The sequence below is a fragment of the Mycobacterium sp. genome (assembly GCF_035570115.1).
GTDB lineage: Bacteria > Actinomycetota > Actinomycetes > Mycobacteriales > Mycobacteriaceae > Mycobacterium.
The window spans coordinates 1-25,653 of sequence record NZ_DATMLH010000206.1 but is presented as its reverse complement, the minus strand read 5'-3'; the positions used below and the strand labels follow the sequence as shown (position 1 = coordinate 25,653).

The following is a 25,653-nucleotide window of genomic DNA, read 5'->3' as shown; positions in this document are numbered from 1 at the left end:
GACTCTCCGGCGACGCGGCTCGCGAGTTGGGGCTGGCGCAACTTGACCGCGTCGGCATGAAGCACAAGGCCGATTGCCGCCCCGGTGCCGTGTCGGGCGGCCAACAGCAAAGGGTGGCGATCGCCCGGGCGCTGGCGATGGCGCCGCAAGTGATGCTCTTCGATGAAGCGACCTCGGCGCTGGATCCCGAACTGGTCAAAGGCATCCTGGCGCTGATCGCGGATTTGGGTGCCGACGGCATGACGATGCTGGTGGTCACCCACGAAATGGGTTTCGCCAAGTCGACATCCGACACCGTCGTCTTCATGGACCACGGTCAGGTAGTCGAAACCGGGCCGCCGGACCAGATCTTCGAGGCGGCAGAAACCGAGCGGTTACAGCGATTTTTGTCGCAAGTACTTTGACGGCAAAACCGGTTTCCAGGCCCGCTGAACACCAGACAGGTTAGACTAGCGAACTATGGCGGAACGCGAAGCCACGGTGTCGGAGACCGAACTGGCTGAGGGGCTTCACCGCACGTTGTCCAAATTGTTCTCGATCCTGCGCCGCGGCGACCCCAGCGCCAGCAAGGAAGCCGCCGGGGACCTCACGCTGGCCCAGCTGTCGATCCTGTTCACTCTGCTCGATCAGGGTCCGATCCGGATGACCGATCTCGCCGCGCACGAGCGCGTCCGAACACCCACCACGACCGTCGCGATCCGCAGGCTCGAGAAGATCGGCCTGGTCAAGCGCTCGCGTGATCCATCGGACCTACGCGCCGTGCTGGTGGACATCACCCCGCGGGGGTTGGCCGTTCACCGCGAGTCGCTGACCAATCGGATCGCGGCTCTGGCGTCCCTGCTCGGCCAGCTCCCCGCGCCCGACTTGGAGACCCTGACCAAAGCGCTGGCGCCACTGGAGCGGCTGGCGGCCAGCGAGCCGGTAGGTACCCCGGCGCCCGCTCAGGCCGCCGGCGACGAGGCGTAGAGCCGATACAGCCTGCTGCCCCTAAGGTGGCAGGCATGCGGACCGCGCTTATCACCGGTGCTAGCCGCGGGATCGGCGCCGCCATCGCCACCGCCCTGGCGCCGACGCACACCCTGCTGTTGGCCGGGCGGCCCTCGCCTCAGATGCACGCCACCGCAGAGCGGCTCGGCGCGACGACGGTGCCCCTGGACCTGACCGACGCCGACGCGATCCCCGCCGCAACCTCACCCATCGGCGACCTCGATGTGCTGGTGCACAACGCCGGTGTCTCCTTCCCCGGCCCGGTCGCCGACTCCACCATCGACCAATGGCGTACCACATTCGACGTCAATGTCATTGGCGCCGTGGCCCTTACGCTCGCGCTATTGCCCGCATTGCGACGCGCGGGCGGTCAGGTTGTCTTCATCAATTCCGGCACGGGCCACAACGCGTCGGGGACCATGGCGTCGTACTCAGCGAGCAAGTTCGCGCTGCGCGCCTTCGCCGACTCACTGCGGCAGAGCGAACCGACACTGCGGGTGACCACCGTGTATCCCGGCCGCACCGACTCCGACATGCAGCGCGCGCTGGTGTCTTTCGAGGGCCACGAATACGACCCGGTCCGATTCCTGCGGCCGGACACCGTGGCGCAAGTGGTTGCCCAGGTGGTGGCCACCCCGGCCGACGGCCATCTCCACGAGGTGGTGCTCCGTCCGCGTTGAGCGCGAACAGACACAGTCAGACGACCAGGTTGACCAGCCGTCCGGCCACCACGATCACCTTCTTCGGTGTCGCGCCCGCTAAAAACGTCTGCACCTTCTCGTCGGCCAGCGCAGCGGCTTCCACAGCGTCGGCGCCGGCGGTGGCGGGCACCGTGATGCGGCCGCGCACTTTTCCGTTGACTTGCACGGGGTATTCGACGGTGTCTTCGACCAGGTAATCGGCGTCGGCCACCGGGAACGGCCCGTGTGCGAGCGACGTCGGGTTACCCAGCCGCTGCCACAACTCCTCGGCCAAGTGCGGTGCCAACGGCGCCAGCATCAGGACCAGCGGCTCGACCGCCGCGCGCGGAACGGAATCGCGGTGTTGCTTGGTGAGGTGGTTGGTGTACTCGATCAGTTTGGCCACCGCAGTGTTATTACGCAGTGCCGCATAGTCTTCGGAGACACCGGCGATGGTGCGGTGCAGCAACCGCAGCGTGTCGCTGTCGAGATCCGCGTTGTCGATGACCCGGATGTCGCCGGTCTGCTCGTCGATCACCAGCCGCCACACCCGCTGCAGGAAGCGGTGCGCCCCGACGACGTCCTTGGTGGCCCACGGGCGCGACGCCTCCAACGGGCCCATCGACATCTCGTACACGCGCAGCGTGTCAGCGCCGTAGTCGTCACACATCTCGTCCGGCGACACCGAATTCTTCAGGCTCTTACCGATCTTGCCGAATTCCTGGAAGACTTCGATCTCCCCGTCCGGCCCGGGGTAGACGAACCCACCGTCGCGTTCGACCACGTCGGCGGCCGGCACGTAGGCCCCGCGGGCGTCGGTGTAGGCGAACGCCTGGATGTAACCCTGATTGACCAGCCGCCGGTAGGGCTCGCGGGAGCTGACGTGCCCCAGGTCGTAGAGCACCTTGTGCCAGAACCGCGAATACAGCAGGTGCAACACCGCGTGTTCGGCGCCTCCGACGTACAGGTCGACGCCACCCGGATCGTCGGGGCCGTGCTGGGCCGGCCTTGGACCCATCCAGTAGGCCTCATTCTCCCGGGCGCAGAACCGCTCTGAGTTGTGCGGGTCGGTGTAACGCAGCTCGTACCAGGAGCTGCCGGCCCACTGCGGCATGACGTTGGTGTCGCGGGTATAGGGCTTCAACCCGTCGCCGAGGTCAAGCTCCACGTGCACCCAGTCTGTGGCCTTGGCCAACGGCGGCTCGGGAACGCTTTCGGCATCGTCGGGGTCGAACAGCACGGGTGCGTAGTCCGGGACGTCGGGCAATTCGACCGGCAGCGCGGCCTCGCCCAACGCGTGCGGACGCCCGTCGCCGTCGTAGACGATAGGGAAGGGTTCGCCCCAGTAGCGTTGCCGCGCGAAGAGCCAGTCGCGAAGCTTGTATTCGATGCGGGCCCGGCCGCGACCGTCGGATTCCAAACGCGCGGTGATGGCTTCCTTGGCCGCCGCCACGTCCATTCCGTTGAGAAAGCCCGAGTTCACCAGCGCCCCGTCGCCGGTGTAGGCGGCCTCGGAAATATCGCCGCCGGCAATGACTTCGACGATCGGCAGTCCGAACTCGTGGGCGAACTCCCAGTCGCGCTGATCGTGGCCGGGAACAGCCATGATCGCCCCGGTGCCATAGCCGGCCAGCACGTAGTCGGCGATGAAAACCGGCACCTGCTCGCCATTCGCCGGGTTGGTCGCATAACTGCCCAGGAAAACACCGGTCTTCGTTTTGTTCTCCTGGCGCTCCAAGTCGGACTTCGCGCTGATGGTCTGCCGGTAGGAGGCGACGGCCTGCGCCGGTGTCGCGCCGTCGAAGGTCCAATGCGGGTCCACCCCGTCGGGCCAACCGGCTGCAACCAGTCGGTCGACTAGGTCGTGCTCGGGTGCCAGCACCAGATAGGTGGCGCCGAAGAGGGTGTCCGGCCGGGTGGTGAACACCTCCAGGTCCACCGTCTCGCCGTCGGTTGTGCGCGCCGAGAACAGCGCCGCGGCGCCGGTGGAGCGGCCGATCCAGTTGCGCTGCATGGTTTTGACCTTTTCCGGCCAGTCCAGCAGATCGAGGTCGTCGAGCAGCCGGTCGGAGTACGCGGTGATCCGCATCATCCACTGCCGCAACCGCTTACGGAACACCGGGAAGTTCCCCCGGTCGCTGCGGCCGTCAGCGGTGACCTCTTCGTTGGCCAGCACGGTGCCCAGCCCCGGGCACCAGTTCACCATCGAATCCGCCCGGTAGACCAGGCGGTGAGCGTCGATCACGTCGGCGCGCTCGCCTGCCGACAGCGCCACCCAGTCCCGGCCGTCGTCTAATTGCGTGTCGCCGGAATCGAATGCGGCGACCAGGTCGGCGATCGGCCGGGCTTTGTTGGCGGCGGCGTCGAACCACGCGTCATAGATCTGCAGGAAGATCCACTGCGTCCACTTGTAGAACTCGGCGTCGGTGGTGGAAAAGCTTCGCCGGTTGTCGTGGCCGAAGCCCAGCCGGCCCAATTGCCGCTGGAAGTTGACGATGTTGGCCTCGGTCCGGGTGCGCGGGTGCGTGCCGGTCTGCACCGCGTATTGCTCGGCGGGCAGGCCAAACGCGTCGAAACCCAACGCGTGCAGCACATTACGGCCAATCATCCGGAAATAGCGGGCGTAGACGTCCGTGGCGATGTAGCCCAGCGGATGACCGACGTGCAGCCCCTCGCCGGACGGATACGGGAACATGTCCTGGACGAACATCTTGGCGTCGGGTGCCTTCAAGAGGTCGGTGCCATCCGACGGTGCCAGCGACCCGACCGGGTTGGGCACGTTGAAGGTTCCCATCCGGTTCCAATTGTCCTGCCAGGCCGCTTCGATGCGGTCGGCCAGCTCCGCGGTGTATCGATGTCGCGGGGCGTCGGGTTCGGCCTGGCCAGCCGGGTGGGCGTCCGTCGCGGCCGTTGGGGAGTCGGTCACGTCCAACAGGTTATAAGGGCCGCGGTGACGGGCCCGCCGGCCACGTGTTTATCTCGGTTGAGTTGCGGACCGATCAGGGCTTTATCCCAGCTCTATTCCAGGTCTATTCCAACCCTGTCCAGGGCTGGTAGCTCCCACTCCCCGCTGGTTACAGTCCGATTCATACTTCGCCCCTGAGCGACTGGGAAGGACCGGCTCTCATGATGCAGATTGCCCGTGGCTGGCGGGTAGCGGTCGCAGGTCTAGCCGTTGGCGTCGTGGCTGTGCTGGGCTTTGGCTGCCCCGTCGCGTCGGCAGAGCCCGGTTTTCCGCCCAGGCCCAATCCCGTTCCGGTCCCCGCCCCGCCGGTGATGCCGCAGGCCGTCGCGGTCGCGCCCGGGGCGGTCGGCAACGCCATTCCGGGGACGGCGGCCGCTGTGCCCGCGGTGCCTCCCGCCTCGCCCGCGCCGGCCCAGGCAGCGCCGGCGCCGGTGCCGATGCTCGTTCCGGCCCAGTCCGGGACGCTGCGTGACTTTTTCGGCAGCAAGAACGTCAAGCTGGAGCCGCAACAGGCGCAGAACTTCAAGGCGCTCGACATCGCGTTGCCCATGCCGCCCGGCTGGACCCAGGTGCCCGACCCCAATGTCCCCGATGCGTTTCTGGTGACCGCCAATCGCCACAGCACCAGCCTCTACACCTCCAATGCCCAGCTGGTGGTGTACCGACTGGTCGGCGATTTCGATCCGAAGGAAGCCATCACTCACGGGTATCTCGACAGCGCACAACTGCCCGCCTGGCGCAGCACCAATGCCTCGCTGGCCGATTTCAACGGCTCCCCGTCGTCGATCATCGAAGGCACCTACCGCGAAAACCAGATGACGCTCAACACCTCGCGGCGCCACGTCATCGTCACCTCCGGACCGGACAAGTACCTGGCGTCGCTGGCGGTAACGACCGACGCCGCCACGGCGGTCGGCGAAGCGCCGGCGACCGACGCCATCGTCAACGGCTTCCGGGTCGGCCCGCCCGGGTCCAACCCACCGCCGGCTCCACCGCCCGCTCCACCGCAGGTGCCCGCGGCGCCCGCCGTAGCCGCATCACTGCCGTCCGCGGCCGGGCCGCCGACAGCGCTGCCCCACTAGCAGCCGGGCGCGACGGCGAACCGGGCCGCCTCGTATTGTGGCCCCATGCTCATCGCCGGAGTGCTCTGCGTGTGCGCGGCTGTCGTCATGGCCGCGCGCGGCTTGTGGTCGTTGTCGCGGTCGGTTGCCCCCGACACCGCTCGGGTAACGACGCGCGCACTGGCACCACCGCAGCTGGCGGCCGCGGTAATGCTGGCCGCCGGCGGGGCGGCGGCCTTGGCCGCGCCGCGGGACACCGCGCTCCCGCTCGTCGGGGTGTGCGTCGCTGTGTGCATCGCAGGCGCCGTCGGCACCGTGGCCGTCGGCTCGTTGCAGAGCGCGCGGTACGCGCTGCGGCGCGAAGCGGCGACGGCGAACTGCGGCGGCGGCTGCGCGACCTGCACCCTGGCCTGCCGTTGAGTGCTGCGCTCCGATACTCGTGCTGAAGCGCCTGTCGGCCCTGCCGATAGACACCTTCCTGTTGGCGATGGCGGCGACGGTCGCCCTGGCGGCTCTGCTGCCGGCTCACGGTGCCGCCGCGGACGTGATGTCGGTCGCCGCCAAGGCCGTGATCGCGTTGCTGTTCTTCCTCTACGGTGCCCGGTTGTCGCCGCAGCAGGCCTGGCAGGGCGTCAAGCGATGGCAACTGCACCTGCTGGTGCTTGCCACCACGTTCGTGGTCTTTCCGGTGCTTGGACTGGCCGCTCGTGGGCTGGTGCCCTGGCTCCTGAACCTCGATTTGTACAACGGGCTGCTGTTTTTGTGTCTGGTCCCATCAACGGTGCAGTCTTCGATCGCGTTCACATCGATTGCGCGGGGCAACGTCTCGGCCGCGCTGGTCAGCGCATCGCTGTCCAACATCATCGGCGTGGTGCTGACGCCGTTACTGGTCGTGCTGCTGATGAACACCAGCGGTGGAGCCCGCATGGACGCCACCGCGATCCGCGACATCGTGCTCCAGCTGCTGCTGCCATTCGTGCTCGGTCAATTATTGCGGCCGTGGATCGCCGGCGGGATTGCCCGGCATTCGGTATTGACCAAAGTCGTCGATCGCGGATCGATACTGCTGGTCGTGTACACGGCGTTCTCGATGGGCGTGGTGGAACATATCTGGCGCAGCGTCGATCCGTGGCAACTGGTCGCGGTGGCCGGCGTCGACACCGCGCTGCTGCTGGCGGTGCTGATGTTCACCCGGCTGATCGGTAACTTGGCCGGACTCGACCGCGGCGACGGGATCGTGCTGCTGTTCTGCGGCTCGAAAAAGAGCTTGGCGTCGGGTCTCCCGATGGCGCTGGTGTTCTTCCCGGCCGCGACTGTCGGGGTGATCATGTTGCCGCTGATGATCTTTCACCAGATTCAGCTCATGGTGTGCTCGGTGATCGCCAGCCGAATGTCTCGTGATCGGTTGCCGGAGCCGGTCGACGGTGAGCCGGACTCGGGCCCACCCGCTTAGTTGCGGCTGATGTCGATCGGATGAGTGGCCAGCAGCGACAGCGGCAACGGTTGGCGCCGCAGCACCCGCCCCCACAGATCCACCCGTGGCTGTACCAGAACGTCAGAGGGCAAGGCCGACAGCACAATCCAGTCGTCGCGCTCGATCTCACCCTCCAACTGGCCGGTCGTCCAGCCGGAGTATCCGGCGTAGATTCGCACGCCCTCCACCAGGGGAGCGATCGAATCGGGGTCGGCGTCCAGATCGACCATCACCATCCGGCCGGCCACGTGTCGTAGGCCGGGTACGCCGTCGGGCTCGGCGCCGACCCGCAGCACCGAAAGGCACAGCGCCGCGTCACGCTTCACCGGCCCCCCGATGAACATCGTCTTGGGTTTTGCCGACAACTTGGCCCACTGCGGCAACACGTTGTAGACCGCGGTCTCGCTGGGGCGATTCAGCACCACTCCCAGGGTGCCCCCGTCGTTGTGCTCGACGATGTAGATCACGCTGCGGCGGAATGTCGGCTCGAGCAGATCCGTGTTAGCCAGAAGCAATGTGCCCGCTCGCACTCGATGCGCGGCGGGGGCAATGTAGTCCTCCGGATCTTCGGGCTGCGCCACCACTCCATCATGGCATCCGCACGGTGCCGCTGTGGTGAACAACCAGCGCGCTCCACGATATTTGTACTGTTGTTAACGGGGGCTGATGCCCGGGCATATGTCGGATCGGATCGCCGGGGCCACACGGGGAAGTAGGTTCAGTGACTCACGCGCGCGCACCTGTCGCTGTCTGGCGCTCGGTGCGCAGCTTCCCCGATTTCTGGCGGCTGCTGGAACTGCGCACCGCAAGCCAGTTCGGCGACGGGCTCTTCCAGGCGGGTCTGGCCGGAGCGCTGCTGTTCAATCCCGAGCGGGCCGTGCGCCCGCTGGCGATCGCCGGTGCTTTCGCGGTGCTGTTCTTGCCGTATTCGCTGTTGGGCCCGTTCGCCGGTGCGCTGATGGACCGCTGGGACCGTCGGCTGGTGCTGGTCGGCGCGAACCTGGGCCGGCTGGTGGCGGTGGCCCTGGTGGGAGTCTGTCTAGTCGTCGGTGCCGGCGACATGCTGGTGCTGTGCGGAGCGCTGGTCGTTAACGGCCTGGCCCGATTCGTCTCCTCCGGCCTGTCCGCCGCCCTGCCTCATGTGGTGCCGCGCGAGCAGGTTGTCACCATGAACTCGATCGCGTCGGCCACCGCTGCGCTCGCCGCCTTCGCGGGCGCCAGCTTCATGCTGATACCCCGCACCATCCTCGGTTCCGGCGACAACGGCGCCGCGTCGATCATCTTGCTGGTCATCGTGCCGTTGTTGATCGCACTGCTGCTGTCGCTGCGCTTCGGTGCCCACGTGCTCGGTCCCGACGACACCCAGCGAGCGATCCACGGGTCGGTCATCTATGCGGTGATCACCGGCTGGATGCACGGCATCCGCACGGTGCTGAACCGTCCCACCGTCGCGGCCACCCTTTCCGGGTTGGCGGCGCACCGGATGGTCTTCGGCCTCAACTCGCTGCTGGTACTACTGCTGGTGCACAGCGGTGCCGCCGCATCCGTCGGTGCTTTGGGGGGCGCGATGTTGTTTCTGGCCGCGACCGGGACCGGATCATTTCTGGCCAACGTGGTGACCCCGCCCGCGGTGCGGCGCTGGGGCCGCTACAAGACCGCCAACGGAGCGCTGGCGATCGCCGCGGTAATCCAGATTGCAGGAGCCGGTCTGCAACTGGCGGTGATGGTGACGTGTGGGTTCTTGCTGGGTGCGGCCGGCCAAGTCGTCAAGCTTTGCGCTGACACCGCGATTCAGATCGACGTCGACGACGCCCTGCGCGGACACGTGTTCGCAGTACAGGATTCGCTGTTCTGGGTCGCTTTCACCGGCGCGATCACGGTGGCGGCGACCATCAGTCCGGATGACGGCCACTCCCCCGCACTGGTGTTAGCGGGGTCCGTGCTGTACCTGTGCGGGCTGGCCGTTCACAGCATCGTCGGCCGCCGAAGCTAGCCGGCCGGGAATCGTTAAAGTACACAGATGGCCGCTCTGCAGCAGATTGTCGACGACCTCCGCGCGGAGAGCGACGAGCTCGATGCGCTCGTCACACCGCTTGCCGAGGATCGCTGGGCGGCGCCGACGCCTGCCGCGGGTTGGACCATCGCGCATCAGATCGGACACCTGTTGTGGACCGACCGCGGGGCACTGGCGGCGGTCACCGACGAGGCGGCCTTCGCCGGGCTGCTGGAGCTCGCGGCGGCAGACCCTATCGGCTTCGTCAACGCAGGGGCCGACGAACTCGCCGCCACGGCGCCGGCCGAATTGCTCGCCGACTGGCGGCTGACCCGTGCACGGCTGCACGACGCGCTGCTGACAGTTCCCGACGGCCGCAAGCTGCCGTGGTTCGGGCCGCCGATGAGCGCCGCGTCGATGGCGACGGCGCGCATGATGGAAACCTGGGCGCACGGGCTCGACGTCGCCGACACGCTCGGCGTCACGCGGCCACCCACCGCCCGGCTGCAGTCCGTCGCCCATATCGGGGTGCGCGCCCGCGACTACGCCTTCGCTGTCAACGGGCTGCCCACGCCCACCGAGCCGTTTCTCGTCGAGCTACGTGCCCCCGACGGCGGCACCTGGTCGTGGGGGCCGCCGGACGCCGCGCAGCGGGTCACCGGTGGCGCCGAGGACTTCTGCTTCCTGGTCACCCAGCGACGTGCGCTGCGCGATCTCGACCTGACGGCCGAGGGGGATGATGCGCAGCGGTGGCTGCGGATCGCTCAAGCTTTCGCCGGCCCACCGGGTCCCGGTCGATGAGCGCGCGCCAGCGCGCGAAGAGAGCCGGGACCCACTAGCAGGAGTCCCGGTCGATGAGTCTCGGTAACGGGAGCGCTGACCTGGCGGGCCTACTCGGGTAGGCTCGCCGCTCGACATGACTGAAGTCGTCCCGATCCTGCCGCGGGAGTTGACCGACGGGCTTTCCGACGAAGTCCGCAACGTCCCGCCGCCGCCCACCCCGATACTGAGCGAGCCGTACGCGCTTCGTCCCGTCGATCCGGACGCCGACGCCGACATGATCTCCGAGTGGATGAGCTTGCCGCATCTGGCCGAGGCGTGGGAGTCTGCTTGGCCGGCGTCGCGCTGGCGAAAATACCTGCGCGCCCAGCTCGATGGCAACTACTCCCGGCCGTTCGTCGGCAGCATGCATGGTCAAGACGGTGGTTATGTCGAAGTGTACCGAGCGGCAAAGGATTCCATTGCAACGCGGTATCAAGCCGACGCCTACGACATCGGGTTGCACGCGGCCATCGCCGAGTTGACGGTCGTCAACAAGGGTCTTGGTCCGTTTCTGCTGCCGCGCATTGTCGCCAGCATCTTCGAACTCGAACCGCGGTGTCGCCGAATCATGTTCGACCCCGACCACCGCAACACCGGCGCGCGGCGGTTGTGCGAATTCGCCGGCTGCACCTTTCTGGGCGAACACGACATGAGCAACCGCCGAATGGCGCTCTATGCGTTGCCCCGCCCGATCAATTCGGCGTAGCCGTCGTAATCGGGTTTCATCGCCGCGGCTACCAGTTCCCAGAGCACTTCGTCGGTGCCGCCGCCGACCCGGGCCAGCTTCATGTCGCGCCACCACCTGCCGATCGGGGTTTCGTCCACCAGGTAACCGGCGCCGCCGAAGATGTGCATGCACTCGGACAACACCTCTTCGCCCAGCCGTGCCGCGGTGACCTTCGCCGCAGCTGCCGCGCGCAGGTCGAGGCGACCTTCGGCAGCGATGCCGTTGAGCCCGTGCCGCAGCAGATCGACGCGGGCCTGCAGGTCGGCGACGCGCAGGCGAAGGGCCTGGTGCTCGAAGAGCGTGGCGCCGAATTGGCGGCGGTGCACCATCCGGGCGTGGGTGATGCCGAGCGCCCGCTGACACCCCGAAACGACTTGCCCGGCAATCGACATGCGCTCGTGCGCCAGTCCCCAGGAGATCGCGGCCAGCCCGGTCCCGGGTCGGGCGATGAGCGCATCCGCCGGAACCCAGGTGTCGATATGCACCGCAGCGGTGTCCAGCGGCCCCGCGCCGACTTTGCGGTAGGGCACCTGGACATCGGTCTGCGACGTCGGAACCGCGATCACCAACACGTTGCCGTGCCGGCTGTTTTCGTCGTGATCCACACCGCGCGCCACCACCATGATGTGGTCGGCGATGGGCGACAGCGACACAAACTTCTTGACTCCGCGGACCTCGAATCCGTTTCGCGCGGAACGTACTTCGGTCTCGACGATCTGCAGGTCGGAACCACCGGACTCCTCGGACGCGCCGATGCACAGCACCGCCTCGCCTCGGATGGCCTGCTCGCAGATGTCCGTCAGATAATCCGACCGGCCGAATCGGCGCAGGATCGCGATCGCTGAGTCGTGCAGGCTGACCCCGACGCCGATGCCCGCCGAGCCCAGTCGGCCGAGAGCGAACGCGAGAGCGACGAGCTTGGCCACGTCGGGGTGTTGCCCCTCGCCCCACTTGTGCGCGAATACCCCACTTTGTCCGAGGTGCTCGATCAGCTTGCGCGGAAACCTCTCGCTGGCTTCGGCTTCCGCGGTCCAGCCGATGACTTGCTCGTCGAATACGTTGTCTAGGAGCGCCCGGTATTCCTCGATGCTCAGCCCCGCGGATCGGTCATGTGGTCGCCGCCGTCAGGTTGCGCTTGACTTCCAGTCGCCGCAGCTTGCCCGACGAGGTCCGTGGCAGTGATCCCGGCTTGACGAACACCACATCGGACGGCACGACGCCGCATTCGGACGCCACCTTGGCGACTAGCTCGCTGCGAGCACCGGGCTCGTCGGGGCCGCGGAACTCGGCGGTGATGATCAGCCCCGGACGTATTGCGTCGTCGTTGCCAACCGCCACCACCGCTCCCTCGCGCACGCCGCGGATTTCGGCGGCCACGCGCTCGATCTCGGTGGGGAAAACGTTGCGGCCCGCGATCGTGATGATCTCCTTGGCCCGGCCGCACACCACCAGCCCGTCGTCGGTGAGGTAGCCTAAATCGCCAGTAGGGAACCAGGTTCCGGGCTTCAGCGGCGCCTCGCCAACATATCCCGACATCATCGACGTGCCCCGGATCTCGACCTCGCCGACCTCGCGATCGAGGACCTCCGCGGACTGCTCCGACGCCGGGCCGATGCGCACCTCCATACCGGGTATCGGCTGGCCGAGGATCGCGTGCCGGCGCGGCGCCGTGCTCTCGGAATCGGTTACCGCAGAACGTACCTCGTCGCATAGCGCGCCGGTTCCAGGTGCCGGGACCGTGACCGCGCACGTGGATTCGGCCAGGCCGTAGGACGGCGCCATCGCGCTGGCGCTAAACCCGAAACCGCTCAACGCCGTCGCGAACCGGTCCATCGCCGCGCAGTCGACCGGTTCGCCGCCGTTGATCGTGACCCGCACCCGGCCGAGGTCGACGTCGGAGACCAGCCGCGCGTACTTGCCGATCATGCTGTAAGCCATGTTCGGCGCCACGGTCATCGTCGCGCCGCTCTCGCTGAGCCACCTCAGCCACCGAAACGGGGATGCCGCGAAGGCCGCGGTGGGAGCGAGCCAGAACGGGCTACCGGACAGTGCTCCGCTGAGCAGGAACGTCAGACCCATGTCGTGGTAGAGCGGTAGCCATGTGCAGCCGACATCCTCGGCCGGGTTTACCGCGAACGCGGTGAGCAAACCGTTGACGTTGCTGAGCACCGCGCCGGGCGACAGCTGCACGGTGCGTGGGGTTCCGGTAGATCCCGCGGTGCCCTGCAGCACCGCAGCCCTGCCGGGGGCGCTGTCAGTCGGCGCGACGTTCGCCGAGCGGTTCGCCGCCGCGACAGCGCCGATGTCGACGACCGGTAGCGGCCCGCCAGCGGCGGCGAGCACGCCGCGCTCATCGCCGTGGCTGAACACCATGCGCACACCGAGTCCGGTGAACCGGGTGAGCGTCGCTTGCGCCCAGCGCTGCGGGTCGGCACCGCGGACCGGCCCGGGCAGGATCGACACACTCTGGCCGGCCAACCAGGCGCCCTGGACAGCCGCGACGAAGTCCGCGGTCGGTTCGCCGACCAGCCCGACGGCGCCCGGTTCGTCGTCGTCGAGGATGCGCGCGGCGATACTCTCAGCGCGCGCGTGGACCCGCGGCCAGGGATGCCGCGTCCAGGTTTCGCCCGCCCTGTCGAAGACCACCAGGTCGTGAGCTGATGTGCGCATCGACCGGGCCAACGCGGACGCCAGCACGGTCACTGGGTGACCGCCACCTTTGCCCGGATCACTTTCTCCAGGTCGCCGACGGTGTCGCAGGTCAGCAGCTCTTGTTCGGAAATCACCACCCCGAGCTTGTCCTCGATCGCCACCATGCCCACCGCAAAAGCCACCGAGTCCAGGCCCACGTCATCCACCAGCCGGGAATCGCGGGTCACCCGGCTGATATCGACGTTGAGGTCGTCGCGCAGTATCTCTTCAAGCGCGTGGCTCACCGAGTCGGGGAGTGCCTGCTCCACGTCCATGGGCCGTCACAGTACCGCCCGGGTGCGCGGAAAGGGGGCCTACGGTTTTGGCTGCAGCGCGCTGGCCGCATCGGCGGCGCCGTCGCCGTCGGTATCGGTCAGCTTGACGTCCCAACGTCCGTCGCCGTCGGTATCGACGTAACCGGTCACGCCGTTCTCGTCGGCGGAGATCGCCCGGTCGGCCAGCCCGTTCCCGTCGCTGTCGAGCAGCCGGTCGTCGGCCTGACCGTCGCCGTCGAAGTCCACCAGCGGCCCGCCGGTGTGCTCGACGCCGTCCAGGCCCAGCCAGCGGAGTTGTCCCCCGGCGGGATTTCCCTGCGAGGGGTGGCCCGCTCGCGGCGGGCTCACGGCCACCGCCCAGGTCCCCGATCCGTCGTCGGTGAAGTAGCTTTCCGCGGTGCCGTCGTTGTCGAGATCGAGCACGGCATGGTCGGCCTGGCCGTCGCCGTCGAGGTCGGCCAGGGCGTCATCGGCCAGTCCGTCGCCGTCGAGATCCAGACCGACGGCATCCAGCCGGCCGTCACCATCCAGGTCGAGATCAGGGCCGCGCTCCCAGATCGTCGCCGTTCCATCCCCGTCGCCCAAGCAGTACTCCATGCCGGGTGGGACGCCGTCGAGCCGCTATTGGTTCCCGCGGGAGCGCCACCAGGTCATCAGCTCGGCCGTCGCCTCGTCACGGCTCAGCGGTCCACGGTCCAACCGCAATTCTTTGAGGTAGTCCCACGCCTCCCCCACCTGCGGGCCCGGCGGGATGCCCAGCAGTTCCATGATTTCGTTGCCGTCCAAATCGGGACGGACCCGCTGCAGGTCTTCCTTTGCGGCCAGTTCGGCGATGCGCGCTTCGAGGTTGTCGTAGTTGGCTTGCAGCCGGGCGGCTCGTCGCTTGTTGCGGGTGGTGCAGTCGGCCCGCACCAGCTTGTGCAGCCGGGGCAACAGCGGTCCCGCGTCGGTGACGTAGCGACGCACCGCCGAGTCGGTCCACCTGCCCTCGCCGTAACCATGGAAACGCAGGTGCAGATACACCAGCTGCGAGACGTCGTCGACCATCTGTTTGGAATATTTCAAGGCACGCAACCGCTTTCGAGTCATCTTGGCGCCGACCACCTCATGATGGTGGAAACTGACTCCGCCGTCTGGCTCATGCTTGCGGGTGGCGGGCTTGCCGATGTCGTGCAGCAGCGCCGCCCAGCGCAAAACGAGATCCGGGCCTCCGTCTGGAAGGGGGTCTTCCAGCGCGATCGCTTGGCGCAGCACCGTCAGTGAATGCTGGTAGACGTCTTTGTGCTGGTGGTGCTCGTCGATCGCCATTTGCATGCCGCCGACCTCGGCTAGCACCACGTCGCCCATCCCGGTCTGCACCATCAGCTCGATGCCGGCGGCCGGGTCGTCGCCCAGCAGCAGCTTGTCCAGTTCCGCCGCTACCCGCTCGGCGGTGATCCGGGCCAGCTCCGGCGCCATTTCCTCGATTGCCGATCGCACCCGCGGGGCGACCGTGAAGCCCAGCTGCGAGACGAACCGCGCGGCGCGCAGCATCCGCAGCGGGTCGTCGCCGAAGGACTCCGACGGGGTTGCCGGCGTATCCAGCACACCAGCGCGCAGCGCGGCCAAACCGCCCAGCGGATCGACGAATTCGCCGGCTCCGGCCGACGTGATGCGCACTGCCATCGCGTTCACGGTGAAATCGCGACGCACCAGATCGTCGTCCAACGAGTCGCCGAACCGCACTTCCGGGTTGCGCGACACCCGGTTGTAGCGGTCGGCGCGGAAGGTGGTGATCTCCAGCCGACGCTCACCTTTGCCGGCACCGATGGTGCCGAACTCGATACCCGTGTCCCACAATGCATCCACCCGCGGCCGCAGCAGCTTTTGCACCTGCTCCGGCCGCGCGTTTGTAGCGAAGTCCAGGTCGGGGCTCAGCCGGCCCATCAGCGCATCCCGCACCGACCCGCCCACCAAATACAACTCGTGGCCCGCCGCGGCGAACACCGAGCCGAGCTCGCGCAGCAGCTCGGCGTGCCTGTTCAGGGCAACCGCAGCCGCGGTCAGCAGATCGGCGTCCTGGGCAGCTTCGGGCACGTTCGATGAGCCTAATCTGCCGCGGGGCAACGCACGACCGGCGAGTGCGGCCGGGAGCGTCTGGGCACGCCAGCTACTATCGCTTGGGTGTCCGACGGCGAAAAAGCGCAACCACGTCGGCGCCGCGGGAGGCGCCGCGGTCGTCGCAGCGCCTCGTCCGTCCAGGGCCAAACCGACAACGGGGCGATCGACGGCGTCACACCTGCCGGAGTGGAAAAGCCCGGCCGGGCCCGTTCCGCCCGCCGGGGACCTGAGCGACTGCGCACCGTGCACGAAACCTCGGCCGGCGGATTGGTCATCGACGGTATCGATAGGCCGCGAGAAGAGCAGGTGGCCGCGCTCATCGGACGCGTCGACCGGCGCGGCCGGATGCTGTGGTCGCTGCCCAAAGGCCACATCGAGCAGGGTGAGACGGCCGAGCAGACCGCGATTCGCGAGGTCGCTGAGGAGACCGGGATTCAGGGCAGCGTGCTGGCGGCGCTGGGCCGAATCGACTACTGGTTCGTCACCGACGGGCGGCGGGTGCACAAGACCGTGCACCATTATTTGATGCGCTGCTCGGGTGGAGAGTTGTCCGACGACGACGTCGAGGTCGCCGAGGTGGCGTGGGTGCCGATCCCCGAGCTGCCGTCACGGCTGGCCTACGCCGACGAACGCCGGCTGGCCGAGGTGGCCGACGAACTGATCGACAAGCTGCAGACCGACGGCCCGGCCGCGTTGCCGCCACTGCCACCTAGCTCGCCGCGGCGGCGCCCGCAAACGCATTCGCGCACCCGAAACCGTCGGCCCGACGAGTCGGTGCGTGGCCGGAAGAACGGTCGAGGTCCCGGGCCCTAAGGGCCCGAAGGACGTCAGCCGCCGAAGACGATGCAGAGCAAAGCAATGTGGGGGCACGCCCAGCCGCGCCGCGGCGAGGCGGCGTGCGGGCACCCCCCGGTTGCGGGTGCGAGCGGCGCCTTGAGGCCGCAGCTCCGGGCGGCGGTCTTGCGCCTCGCCGTGGTGGCCGGCATCCTGACCGGCCTGACACTGCCCACCGCCGTGCCGCGCGCCGCCGCGGGCGAGCCCGGCGCAACACCGTTCGTGCAGGTCCGGATCGACCAGGTGACCCCGCAGACGGTCACCACGACCAGCGAGCCGGTCGTCACCGTCGCCGGAACCGTGACCAACGTCGGCGACCGTCCGGTCCGCGACGTCGTGATTCGCCTCGAACATGCCCCGGCGGTGAGCGCATCGGCGGCGCTGCGCACCGACCTCGACGGCAACACCGACCAATACCAGCCGGTTGCCGATTTCCTGACGGTCTCCAGCGAGCTCCAGCGCGGCCACAAGGTGGGCTTCACGCTGTCGGCCCCGGTCCGCTCGCTGACCAAACCTTCGCTGGGGATCGGCAAGCCCGGTGTCTACCCACTGCTGGTCAACGTCAACGGAACACCCGACTACGGCGAACCCGCACGCCTCGACAACGCCCGGTTCCTGCTCCCGGTGGTGGGAGTACCACCGGATCCGCTGGACACCTCCCGCGACGCGCTTCGCGGGGTCGTCGCGCCCGACACCTCCAAACCCGTGCCGATCACCATGTTGTGGCCGCTGGCCGACCGCCCCCGGCTGGCGCCCGGTGTACCGGGCGGCACGATACCGGTGCGATTGATGGACGACGAGCTGGCGACGTCGCTGGCCAGCGGCGGCCGGCTGGACGTCCTGCTGGCCGCGGCCGAGTTCGCGACCAGCCGCGACGTCGACCCCGACGGCGCCGTAAGCCGATCGCTGTGTCTGGCCGTCGACCCGGACCTGCTGGTCACCGTCAATGCGATGACCGGCGGTTACATCGTCTCCGACTCCCCCGACGGCGCCGCCCAACAACCGGGGACCCCGACGCACCCGGGGACCGGGCAGGCCGCGGCGGTGAGCTGGTTGGACCGGTTGCGCGCACTGGCGCACCGGATGTGTGTGGCCCCACTGCCCTATGCCCAGGCCGACCTCGACGCGGTGCAACGGGTCGGTGATCCCGGGCTCGGCACGATCGCCACCAGCTCCGCCGGCGAGGTTGTCGATCAAATCCTCGGCGTTACCGCGGTCCACGGCGCCACCCTGATCCCGGACGGCTCGCTGACCCGCGGAGCCCTGAACCTGTTGAGCGCCAACGGCAACACCGTGGTGATCGCCGCCGCTGACTCGTCCGCGGAAGATCCCGCCGCCGCAGCGCCTGCGTCGGTGGACACCACGCCGCGGCGGCTGTCGCCGCAGGTGGTGATCGCGCCGTTCGACCCCGCCGTCGGCGCTGCCTTCGCGGCGGCCGGCTCCGACCCGGTCGCCCCGACCTACCTGAACGCCGCGCTCGCCGTTCCGATTCAGCATGACTCCGACACCGCCCGCCGTGAGGACGCGCTGGGCTCGATGCTGTGGCGAACCTTGCAACCGGGGGTCACGCCGCGCGCCGAGGTCTTGCTACCGCCCACCAACTGGAAGCTGCGCTCCGACGACGCCGGTGCCATTCTGACCACGCTGGCGACCGCGATCCGCTCCGGCCTGGCGGTGCCACGGCCGCTGCCTTCGCTGATCGCCGATGCCTCAGCCATCCCACCCGTCACCGGCACACCGCAACTTCCCGGCCCCCGCGCGAGCGAACGCGGCCGGTTCGATAACGACGTCGTCGCCAAGATCGCTGACGAGGTGGGCCGGCTGTGGGGGCTGACCGCAGCGTTGGCGACCGATGCGCGAACCGGACTGACCGGCGTCAGCTACACCGCGCCGCTGCGCGAGGACATGCTGCGTGCCATCAGCCAGGCCGAACGGCCCGACACCCGCAACGGGCTGGCGCGACGGCGGTTAGAGATCGTCGGAAGCGCGGTCGATGAGTTGTTCGATGCGGTCACCATCGTCACCCCGACCGGGTCCTACACGCTGGTCACCGAACACAGCCCGCTCCCACTGGCACTGCACAACGGGCTGGCCGTTCCGATCCGGGTGCGACTGCACGTCGAGGCCCCGCCGGGTATGCGGGTGACCGATCCCGGCGAAATCGAGATGCCGCCGGGATACCTGCCGCTGCGGGTACCGATCGAAGTGAACTTCACCCAGCGTGTGGCGATCGACGTGACGTTGCGCACTCCGGCCGGGGTGTCGCTGGGCGTGCCGGTGCGGTTGTCGGTGCATTCGAATGCCTACGGCAAGGTGCTGTTCGCGATCACGCTGAGCGCGGCGGCGGTGCTGGTGACGCTCGCGGGACGACGTCTGTGGCACCGGTTCCGCGGCCAACCGGACCCCGCCGACCTCGACCGTCCGCGGGACCCGCCGGATCCCCCCGACACGCCCCGCAGCAAAGACCGTCCGGCGGATCACCGCGTGGACGAAGAGAATCGGGTATGAGTTCCGTCGGCCGCCGGGTGCCGCCACCGGCGCAGCCATCGCGGCCACCTGGCCGGCACCCGCGCTCGCCGCGACGCGCGGGACCGCCGACCGGGCCGCTGCCGCCGACCGGGTTGGTGTCGTCGCAGGGCACGCCGCCACCGGCACGCCCTGAGCTGTCCGACGCCGCGCTGGTCTCCCGGTCGTGGGGTATGGCGTTGGCAACCCTGGTCAGTCGGCTCACCGGTTTTGCCCGGATCGTGATCCTGGCCGCGATCCTGGGTGCCGCGCTGTCCAGCGCCTTCACGGTCGCCAACCAGCTCCCGAACCTGGTCGCTGCGCTGGTGCTCGAGGCGACGTTCACCGCGATCTTCGTGCCGGTGCTCGCGCGCGCAGAACAAGACGACGCCGACGGCGGTGCGGCGTTCGTGCGACGCCTGGTGACGCTGGCGACCACCTTGCTGCTGGTGGCCACGCTGCTGTCGGTGGTAGCCGCCCCGCTGCTGGTGCAGTTGATGCTGGGCCGCAACCCTCAGGTCAACGGGCCACTGACGACCGCGTTCGCCTACCTGCTATTGCCGCAGGTGATCTTCTACGGCCTCTCCTCGGTGTTCATGGCCATCCTGAATACCCGCAACGTTTTCGGGCCGCCGGCCTGGGCGCCCGTCGTCAACAACGTCGTCGCGATCGCCACCCTGGGCGCCTACCTGGCAACACCTGGGCAACTGTCGGTGGACCCGGTGCAGATGGGCAACGCCAAGCTGCTGGTGTTGGGCATCGGGACCACGTTGGGGGTGGTCGCGCAGACCGTCGTGCTGCTGGCCGCGATCCGGCGCCAGCGCATCAGCCTTCGCCCGCTATGGGGAATCGACGAGCGGCTCAAACGCTTCGGCGCGATGGCCGCCGCGATGCTGTTCTACGTGCTGATCAGCCAGATCGGCCTGATCGTCACCAACCAAATCGCCAGCACGGCAGCCGCTTCCGGTCCGGCGATCTACAACTACACCTGGCTGGTGCTGATGCTGCCGTTCGGCATGATCGGGGTGACAGTGCTCACCGTGGTGATGCCGCGACTGAGCCGCAATGCGGCCGCCGACGACACGCCGGGGGTGCTGGCCGACCTCTCGCTGGCCAGCCGATTGACGATGATCACACTGATCCCGGCGGTCGCGTTCATGACCGTCGGCGGGCCGGCGATCGGCAGTGCGCTGTTCGCCTACGGTCATTTCGGTGACGTCGACGCCGGCTACCTGGGCGCGGCGATCGCGTTGTCGGCGTTCACGTTGATCCCGTACTCGGTCGTGCTGCTGGAGTTGCGCGTCTTCTACGCCCGCGAACAGCCATGGATACCGCTCGTGATCATCATCATCATTACGGCCGTCAAGATCGCCGGCTCACTGTTCGCGCCGCACATCACCGGCAATCCCGACATGGTCGCCGGTTACCTCGGCCTGGCCAACGGCCTGGGGTTTTTGGCCGGCGCCATCGTCGGCTATTACCTGCTTCGGAAGGCGCTGCGGCCCCCCGGCGGCCACCTGCTCGGCGTCGCGGAGGTGCGGACCATTCTGGTCACGATCACGGCGTCGTTGCTGGCCGGGCTGATCGCGCACGTGGTGGACCAGCTGATGGGGATGCAACGGCTCACCGCCTACGGCGGCGGCGCCGGCTCGCTGTTGCGGTTGTTCGTGCTCGCGGTGATCATGGCGCCGATCGTGGCCCTGGTGATGCTGCGCGCGCGCGTGCCGGAGGCACAGGCGGCGCTGACGGTTTTCCGCCGCTGGCTCGGCGCCAAACCCGCCGGGGCGCCCGCGCGCGAACTGCTGCGGCCCGCGCCGGCGGGCCGAGTGCCCCCTCGCCGAGCGGCTCCGGCCCCTCCGGAGGGGCCGATGAACATCGCTGCCCGCAAATCCGCAGCACCCGATGAGGTGTTGCGCCCCGGTCATGTCACGTACCCTGAGCAAAGGAATTCGACTACGCCGGGGGGATATCCGGTACCAGAGCCCGTTCGGCGCGGGCTTCCGGATCAATTAGCCGGGGAGGGGATGGGGAGAGGATCGGGGATGACCGACGGCCCATCGGACAGCACCTCATCCAAGGCTGTCTCCGAAACCGCCGCTGATGATTTCCAGCCCGACGTACCGCTCGATCTTCAGGTCGGCACCGTCTCGGCGCCGGAGCCACCGACGCGGTCCAACGGCGAACCATCCGCGGATCCCGACCTCGAAACGACGAATTTCGGCGCCGCCGGTGATCCGATGGAGTCGGCAGCCGAACCATCGCCCCGTCAGGACGACCCGCACCTGGTTCCCGGCGCCAGCATCGCCCGCGGTCGCTACCGGCTGTTGGTCTTCCACGGCGGCGCGCCGCACCTGCAGTTCTGGCAGGCGCTGGACACTGCACTGGATCGGCAGGTGGCGCTGACCTTCGTCGATCCGGACGGCGCGCTGTCCGACGAGCAGGTTCGCGAGATCCTGTCGCGCACCATGCGGCTGAGCCGCGTGGACAAACTCGGGATCGCGCGGGTCCTCGACGTGGTGCACACCGGCACCGGTGGCTTGGTCGTGACCGAATGGATCCGGGGTGGTTCACTGCAGGAGGTCGCCGACACCTCACCCTCCGCGGTCGGCGCTGCCCGCGCGATGCAAACCCTCGCTGCTGCAGCGGAGGCCGCCCACCATGCCGGCGTCGCGCTGTCGGTCGACCATCCCGGCCGGGTGCGAGTCAGCATCGAAGGCGACGTGGTGCTGGCCTTCCCCGCGACCATGCCTGACGCCAGCCCCGAAGACGACATTCGCGGCATCGGCGCCGCGCTGTACGCGCTGCTGGTCAACCGCTGGCCACTGCCGGAGTCTGGGATGCGTAGCGAAATGGCGCCGGCACCGCGGGATGCGACCGGCCAGCCAGTCGAACCCAGTTCGATCGACCGGGACATCCCGTTCCAGATTTCCGCGGCGGCCACGCACTCGATTCAGGTTGACGGGATTCGCAGTGCCGCAACACTTTTGAATCTCCTTCAGCAGGCGACAGCGGTCGCCGACCGCACCGAGCTGTTGAGTCCGCTTCCCGACCCGCCACCGGCACCTGCGCGGCCGGCGCGGGCCCGTCCGCCCGCGCAGGAGGAGGCGCAGGCACGCGTGCGTCGTCGCCGCGTCCTGACGATCTGGATCGGTGCCGGCGCCGCCGTCCTGGTGGTGGCACTACTGGTCATGGCGTCGGTGCTCAGCCGGATGTTCGGCGACGTCGGTGGGCTGGACAAGGACCGGTTGGGCCTCAATGCGCCCTCGGAGAGTTCGAGCTCCAGTGCCAGCTCAGCTGCGGGCAGCGTGGTGAAACCGGTGAGCGCGTCGGTCTTCTCGCCCGGCGGCCAGGGCGATAACCCGGGCCAGGCCGGGCTGGCGATCGACGGTGACCCGACGACCGCGTGGGAAACCGACACCTACCACGACCCCGTCCCGTTCCCGGCCTTCAAAAGCGGCGTCGGCTTGCTGCTCCAGCTGCCGAAACCCACCGTGGTGGGAGCCGTGACGGTCAACCTCGCCAGCACCGGGACGAAAATTCAGATCCGTTCGTCGGCGACGTCGACACCGGCCAAGCTCGACGACACCACCGCACTGACTTATCCGGTGTCGATGCAGCCGGGGCACAACAGCATCCCGGTCAAGGCGTCGCTGCCCACGTCGTATCTGCTGGTGTGGATTTCGACCCTGGGTACCACCAACGGCGAGAGCCGCTCCGGCATCGCCGACGTCACGGTGCAAGCCGCGTCTTGACACATCGGCCCGCTCGGGTGAAGTGCCGGGTACCAACCGATTGGTTACTGTCCGGCCGTGGGCTTCGGGCGCGGGGTTCGGCAGGACCGTCTACCAGAACTCAGCGACGCCGAATTACTGGCCGCGCACGTCGCAGGCGATCGCTATGCCTTCGAGCAGCTCTTCTACCGTCACCACCGGCAACTGCACCGGCTGGCCCGGCTGACGAGCCGTAGCCGCGAGGACGCCGAGGACGCGCTGCAGGACGCGATGGTCTCGGCGCACCGCAGCGCCGGCTCCTTTCGACACGACGCCGCGGTCGGCAGCTGGTTACATCGCATCGTCGTCAACGCCTGCCTGGACCGGTTGCGCCGCAACAAAACTCATCCCACCACCGCGCTGGACGACGACTACCCGGTGGCCGATCGAACCGCGCAGGTGGACACCGCGATTGCGGTGCACCGAGCGCTGATGCGGCTGCCCGTCGAGCAGCGCGCCGCGGTGGTGGCCGTCGACATGCACGGCTATTCGGTGGCCGACACCGCGGCGATGCTCGGGGTGGCCGAAGGCACCGTCAAGAGTCGCTGCGCCCGCGCCCGGGCCCGACTTGCCGCCATCCTTGGCTACCTGGAAAGCGACACCGCGCCCCACCGCCCGGCCGGCTAGCCGGCCGCGTCGCGAGCGAACCGCCGCGTGGCATTCGGGTTGTCGATGACGGACACTGAGGCAAATGGACGGAGTCGAGCCGGGTGAACGCGACGAGGCGGGCGCCGATGCACCGCTGACGGTGGAGGCCCTCGCCGACCTGCAGGCAGGCCTACTCGACGACGACACCGCTGCCCAGCTGCGTAAGAAAGTTCGCGCAGACCCCGACGCCCGGCAGACGATGAACGCGCTGATCCGGGTCCGCCACGATATCGCGGCGCTGGGCACCGACGCGTCGTCGGCTCCAGAAGTCGCGCCGCAGGTCGTCGACAGCGTCACCGCGGCGCTGCGCGCGGAGCGACCGGAACGTTCCCAGCGGCGCGCCGCCCACACCGCCCGCCCCGGCCGCCTCCCACGTTCGGCGCGGGTGGCCGTCGCCATCGCTGGTTTGGCCGCGGCCGCCGCGGCGGTCTGGCTGGGAACCGCCGCGCTGATCACGGCGCCGCCGCCAACACCGAGCAGGCCGACCACCGTGGAACACATCACGGTGTCGCGCCCGCCGATGACCATTCCGTTGTCGGACCAACAGATCCTCGCCCTGCTCGACGGCCAACCGGACCCCGGCCCATTCGCCGACCCACAACGCCGCACGTCATGCCTGGCCGGCCTGGGCTATCCGGCCGACGCCCGGGTTTTGGCTGCCCGCTCCGTCGAGATCGCCGGACGCCCGGCCGTCCTGCTGGTGCTGCCCGGCGACACGCCTGGCACGGTGACGGCCCTCGCGGTGGCGCCGACGTGTAGTTCGGTGGACACCGGCCTGTTGGCTGACAGGATTGTCAACCGGCCGTAGTGTTCGCGGGAACAGCACCGCCTACCCTGGCGTTCGACTGATTTAAACGGCTCGTTGAACGGTTAGGTATCCGAAAGGCTGGTATGAGCTCCTCATCGACCACTGTCCACGACGTGATCATCATCGGCTCCGGACCCGCCGGTTACACTGCGGCGCTGTACGCGGCGCGCGCGCAACTGGCGCCGGTGGTATTCGAGGGCACCTCGTTCGGCGGAGCGCTGATGACCACGACCGAAGTGGAGAACTATCCCGGTTTTCGGGACGGGATCATGGGTCCCGAATTGATGGACCAGATGCGCGAGCAGGCGCTGCGGTTCGGTGCGGACATGCGGATGGAAGACGTCGAATCGGTGTCGCTGGACGGCCCGGTCAAGTCGGTCACCACCGCCGAGGGCGAGACGTTGCACGCGCGGGCGGTCATCCTGGCGATGGGCGCCGCGGCGCGCTACCTCGGGGTGCCGGGTGAGCAGGAGCTGCTGGGCAGAGGGGTGAGTTCCTGTGCCACCTGCGACGGTTTCTTCTTCCGCGACCAGGACATCGCCGTGATCGGCGGCGGGGACTCGGCGATGGAAGAGGCCACCTTCTTGACGAAGTTCGCCCGCAGTGTCACGCTCGTGCACCGCCGCGAGGAGTTCCGGGCGTCGAGGATCATGCTCGATCGGGCCCGCAGCAACGACAAGATCCGCTTCGTCACCAACAGCGTCGTGGAAGCCGTCGAGGGCGACACCACGGTGACCGGCCTGCGGCTGCGCGACACCGCCACCGGCAAGGAATCCACGCTGGCCGTGACCGGGGTCTTCGTCGCAATCGGCCACGATCCGCGGTCGGAATTGTTGCGCGGCGCGGTGGACCTGGACCCGGACGGGTACGTGCTGGTGAAGGACAACACCACCTACACCTCGCTGGACGGGGTGTTCGCCGCCGGCGACTTGGTCGATCACACCTACCGCCAGGCGGTCACCGCCGCCGGAACCGGTTGCAGCGCCGCGATTGACGCCGAACGTTGGTTGGCCGAGCTCGCAGAGCCGGGCGAGCGTACACAGACCAACGCCACCGAAACCCCAGCAGCAGCGACACTTTGATTGGAGCACCCCGATGACTAACACCGGCTCACCCGTAGACGTCTCTGACGCATCGTTCGAAAGCGAAGTACTGGCTAGCAATACGCCTGTGCTAGTTGACTTTTGGGCTACCTGGTGCGGACCGTGCAAGATGGTGGCGCCGGTGCTGGCAGAGATCGCCGCCGAAACCGCCGGGCAGCTCACCGTCGCCAAACTCGATGTCGACGCAAACCCCGAGACCGCGCGCAACTT

The 25,653-nt window shown here is 68.3% G+C and carries 23 protein-coding genes; 16 read left to right on the top strand and 7 right to left on the bottom strand.

The features are described 5' to 3' along the window. The 3 genes from VNW74_RS18520 to VNW74_RS18510 all read left to right on the top strand — a co-directional run. The coding region (locus VNW74_RS18520; RefSeq protein WP_325679404.1) for an amino acid ABC transporter ATP-binding protein at positions 1–404 on the top strand (404 nt) is incomplete at its 5' end. Positions 405–459: 55 nt separating this feature from the next. Next, positions 460–966, top strand: a complete 507-nt coding sequence (locus VNW74_RS18515) for a MarR family winged helix-turn-helix transcriptional regulator (protein WP_325679402.1) — start codon at positions 460–462, stop codon at positions 964–966. Between the two features lie 35 nt (positions 967–1,001). Next, a complete protein-coding gene (locus VNW74_RS18510) occupies positions 1,002–1,667 on the top strand; it encodes an SDR family oxidoreductase (protein WP_325679400.1) in 666 nt (221 codons plus the stop codon). Between the two features lie 16 nt (positions 1,668–1,683). Here VNW74_RS18510 and leuS read toward each other — a convergent pair whose 3' ends face one another. Then, on the bottom strand, positions 1,684–4,593 hold the full coding sequence (gene leuS / locus VNW74_RS18505) for a leucine--tRNA ligase (protein WP_325679398.1): 2,910 nt from the start codon (positions 4,591–4,593) through the stop codon (positions 1,684–1,686). A gap of 200 nt (positions 4,594–4,793) precedes the next feature. Between leuS and VNW74_RS18500 the strand changes: the two genes are divergently transcribed. From VNW74_RS18500 to VNW74_RS18490, 3 genes are read left to right on the top strand one after another with little or no spacing between them, the layout of a single operon-like run. Then, on the top strand, positions 4,794–5,714 hold the full coding sequence (locus VNW74_RS18500) for an LpqN/LpqT family lipoprotein (protein ID WP_325679396.1): 921 nt from the start codon (positions 4,794–4,796) through the stop codon (positions 5,712–5,714). Positions 5,715–5,759: 45 nt separating this feature from the next. Beyond that, a complete protein-coding gene (locus tag VNW74_RS18495; protein ID WP_325679394.1) occupies positions 5,760–6,113 on the top strand; it encodes a hypothetical protein in 354 nt (117 codons plus the stop codon). 22 nt (positions 6,114–6,135) lie between these two features. Further along, positions 6,136–7,146 carry a bile acid:sodium symporter family protein gene (locus VNW74_RS18490; RefSeq protein ID WP_325679410.1) on the top strand — a complete coding sequence of 337 codons (1,011 nt, stop codon included), beginning with the start codon at positions 6,136–6,138 and terminating at the stop codon, positions 7,144–7,146. Here the strand turns inward: VNW74_RS18490 and VNW74_RS18485 are convergent. Next, positions 7,143–7,751: a YqgE/AlgH family protein gene (locus VNW74_RS18485; protein WP_325679393.1), complete on the bottom strand. Its 609-nt coding sequence runs from the start codon at positions 7,749–7,751 to the stop codon at positions 7,143–7,145. The two genes, VNW74_RS18490 and VNW74_RS18485, sit on opposite strands and share 4 nt — an antisense overlap. Positions 7,752–7,888: 137 nt before the next feature. Here VNW74_RS18485 and VNW74_RS18480 point away from each other — a divergent pair, with 137 nt between their 5' ends. From VNW74_RS18480 to VNW74_RS18470, 3 genes are all read left to right on the top strand, one after another. Beyond that, positions 7,889–9,160, top strand: a complete 1,272-nt coding sequence (locus VNW74_RS18480; protein ID WP_325679391.1) for an MFS transporter — start codon at positions 7,889–7,891, stop codon at positions 9,158–9,160. Positions 9,161–9,187: 27 nt separating this feature from the next. Next, positions 9,188–9,961 carry a TIGR03084 family metal-binding protein gene (locus tag VNW74_RS18475; protein ID WP_325679389.1) on the top strand — a complete coding sequence of 258 codons (774 nt, stop codon included), beginning with the start codon at positions 9,188–9,190 and terminating at the stop codon, positions 9,959–9,961. Between the two features lie 115 nt (positions 9,962–10,076). Further along, the gene (locus VNW74_RS18470) at positions 10,077–10,688 is read left to right on the top strand and encodes a GNAT family N-acetyltransferase (RefSeq protein ID WP_325679387.1); all 612 of its coding nucleotides are present in this window, start codon (positions 10,077–10,079) and stop codon (positions 10,686–10,688) included. On the opposite strand, the gene mbtN is transcribed toward VNW74_RS18470, so the two are convergent. Genes mbtN through VNW74_RS18445 form a run of 5 tightly spaced genes read right to left on the bottom strand, consistent with a single transcriptional unit; the run spans position 10,655 to position 15,751 of the window. Continuing rightward, on the bottom strand, positions 10,655–11,803 hold the full coding sequence (gene mbtN, locus VNW74_RS18465) for a mycobactin biosynthesis acyl-ACP dehydrogenase MbtN (protein WP_325679408.1): 1,149 nt from the start codon (positions 11,801–11,803) through the stop codon (positions 10,655–10,657). The genes VNW74_RS18470 and mbtN overlap by 34 nt on opposite strands. A gap of 13 nt (positions 11,804–11,816) precedes the next feature. Further along, positions 11,817–13,412 carry a long-chain-fatty acid--ACP ligase MbtM gene (gene mbtM, locus VNW74_RS18460; RefSeq protein ID WP_325679385.1) on the bottom strand — a complete coding sequence of 532 codons (1,596 nt, stop codon included), beginning with the start codon at positions 13,410–13,412 and terminating at the stop codon, positions 11,817–11,819. Further along, positions 13,409–13,675 carry an acyl carrier protein gene (locus VNW74_RS18455; protein WP_414686717.1) on the bottom strand — a complete coding sequence of 89 codons (267 nt, stop codon included), beginning with the start codon at positions 13,673–13,675 and terminating at the stop codon, positions 13,409–13,411. Before VNW74_RS18455 ends, mbtM begins: the two co-directional genes overlap by 4 nt. Positions 13,676–13,714: 39 nt before the next feature. Then, the gene (locus tag VNW74_RS18450) at positions 13,715–14,272 is read right to left on the bottom strand and encodes a pullulanase (protein WP_325679383.1); all 558 of its coding nucleotides are present in this window, start codon (positions 14,270–14,272) and stop codon (positions 13,715–13,717) included. 24 nt (positions 14,273–14,296) lie between these two features. Then, positions 14,297–15,751 (bottom strand): CCA tRNA nucleotidyltransferase, encoded by a 1,455-nt coding sequence (locus VNW74_RS18445; RefSeq protein ID WP_325679381.1) that lies wholly within the window; start codon positions 15,749–15,751, stop codon positions 14,297–14,299. Positions 15,752–15,838: 87 nt separating this feature from the next. On the opposite strand from VNW74_RS18445, the gene VNW74_RS18440 reads away from it, so the two are divergent. From VNW74_RS18440 to VNW74_RS18410, 7 genes are all read left to right on the top strand, one after another. After that, positions 15,839–16,588, top strand: a complete 750-nt coding sequence (locus tag VNW74_RS18440) for an NUDIX hydrolase (protein ID WP_325679379.1) — start codon at positions 15,839–15,841, stop codon at positions 16,586–16,588. A 30-nt stretch (positions 16,589–16,618) separates the two neighbouring features. After that, entirely contained in the window at positions 16,619–19,117 is a 2,499-nt protein-coding gene (locus tag VNW74_RS18435) for a DUF6049 family protein (RefSeq protein ID WP_325679377.1), read from the top strand. 113 nt (positions 19,118–19,230) lie between these two features. Then, complete coding sequence (murJ, locus tag VNW74_RS18430; protein ID WP_414686718.1) at positions 19,231–22,866, top strand: murein biosynthesis integral membrane protein MurJ; 3,636 nt, start codon at positions 19,231–19,233, stop codon at positions 22,864–22,866. Between the two features lie 57 nt (positions 22,867–22,923). Then, positions 22,924–23,511 carry an RNA polymerase sigma factor SigM gene (gene sigM, locus VNW74_RS18425; protein WP_325679374.1) on the top strand — a complete coding sequence of 196 codons (588 nt, stop codon included), beginning with the start codon at positions 22,924–22,926 and terminating at the stop codon, positions 23,509–23,511. 64 nt (positions 23,512–23,575) lie between these two features. Further along, positions 23,576–24,340: a hypothetical protein gene (locus VNW74_RS18420; protein WP_325679372.1), complete on the top strand. Its 765-nt coding sequence runs from the start codon at positions 23,576–23,578 to the stop codon at positions 24,338–24,340. Between the two features lie 83 nt (positions 24,341–24,423). Next, positions 24,424–25,422, top strand: coding sequence for a thioredoxin-disulfide reductase (trxB, locus tag VNW74_RS18415; protein ID WP_325679370.1), 999 nt, complete (start codon positions 24,424–24,426; stop codon positions 25,420–25,422). A gap of 13 nt (positions 25,423–25,435) precedes the next feature. After that, the coding region (locus VNW74_RS18410; RefSeq protein WP_325679368.1) for a thioredoxin family protein at positions 25,436–25,653 on the top strand (218 nt) is incomplete at its 3' end.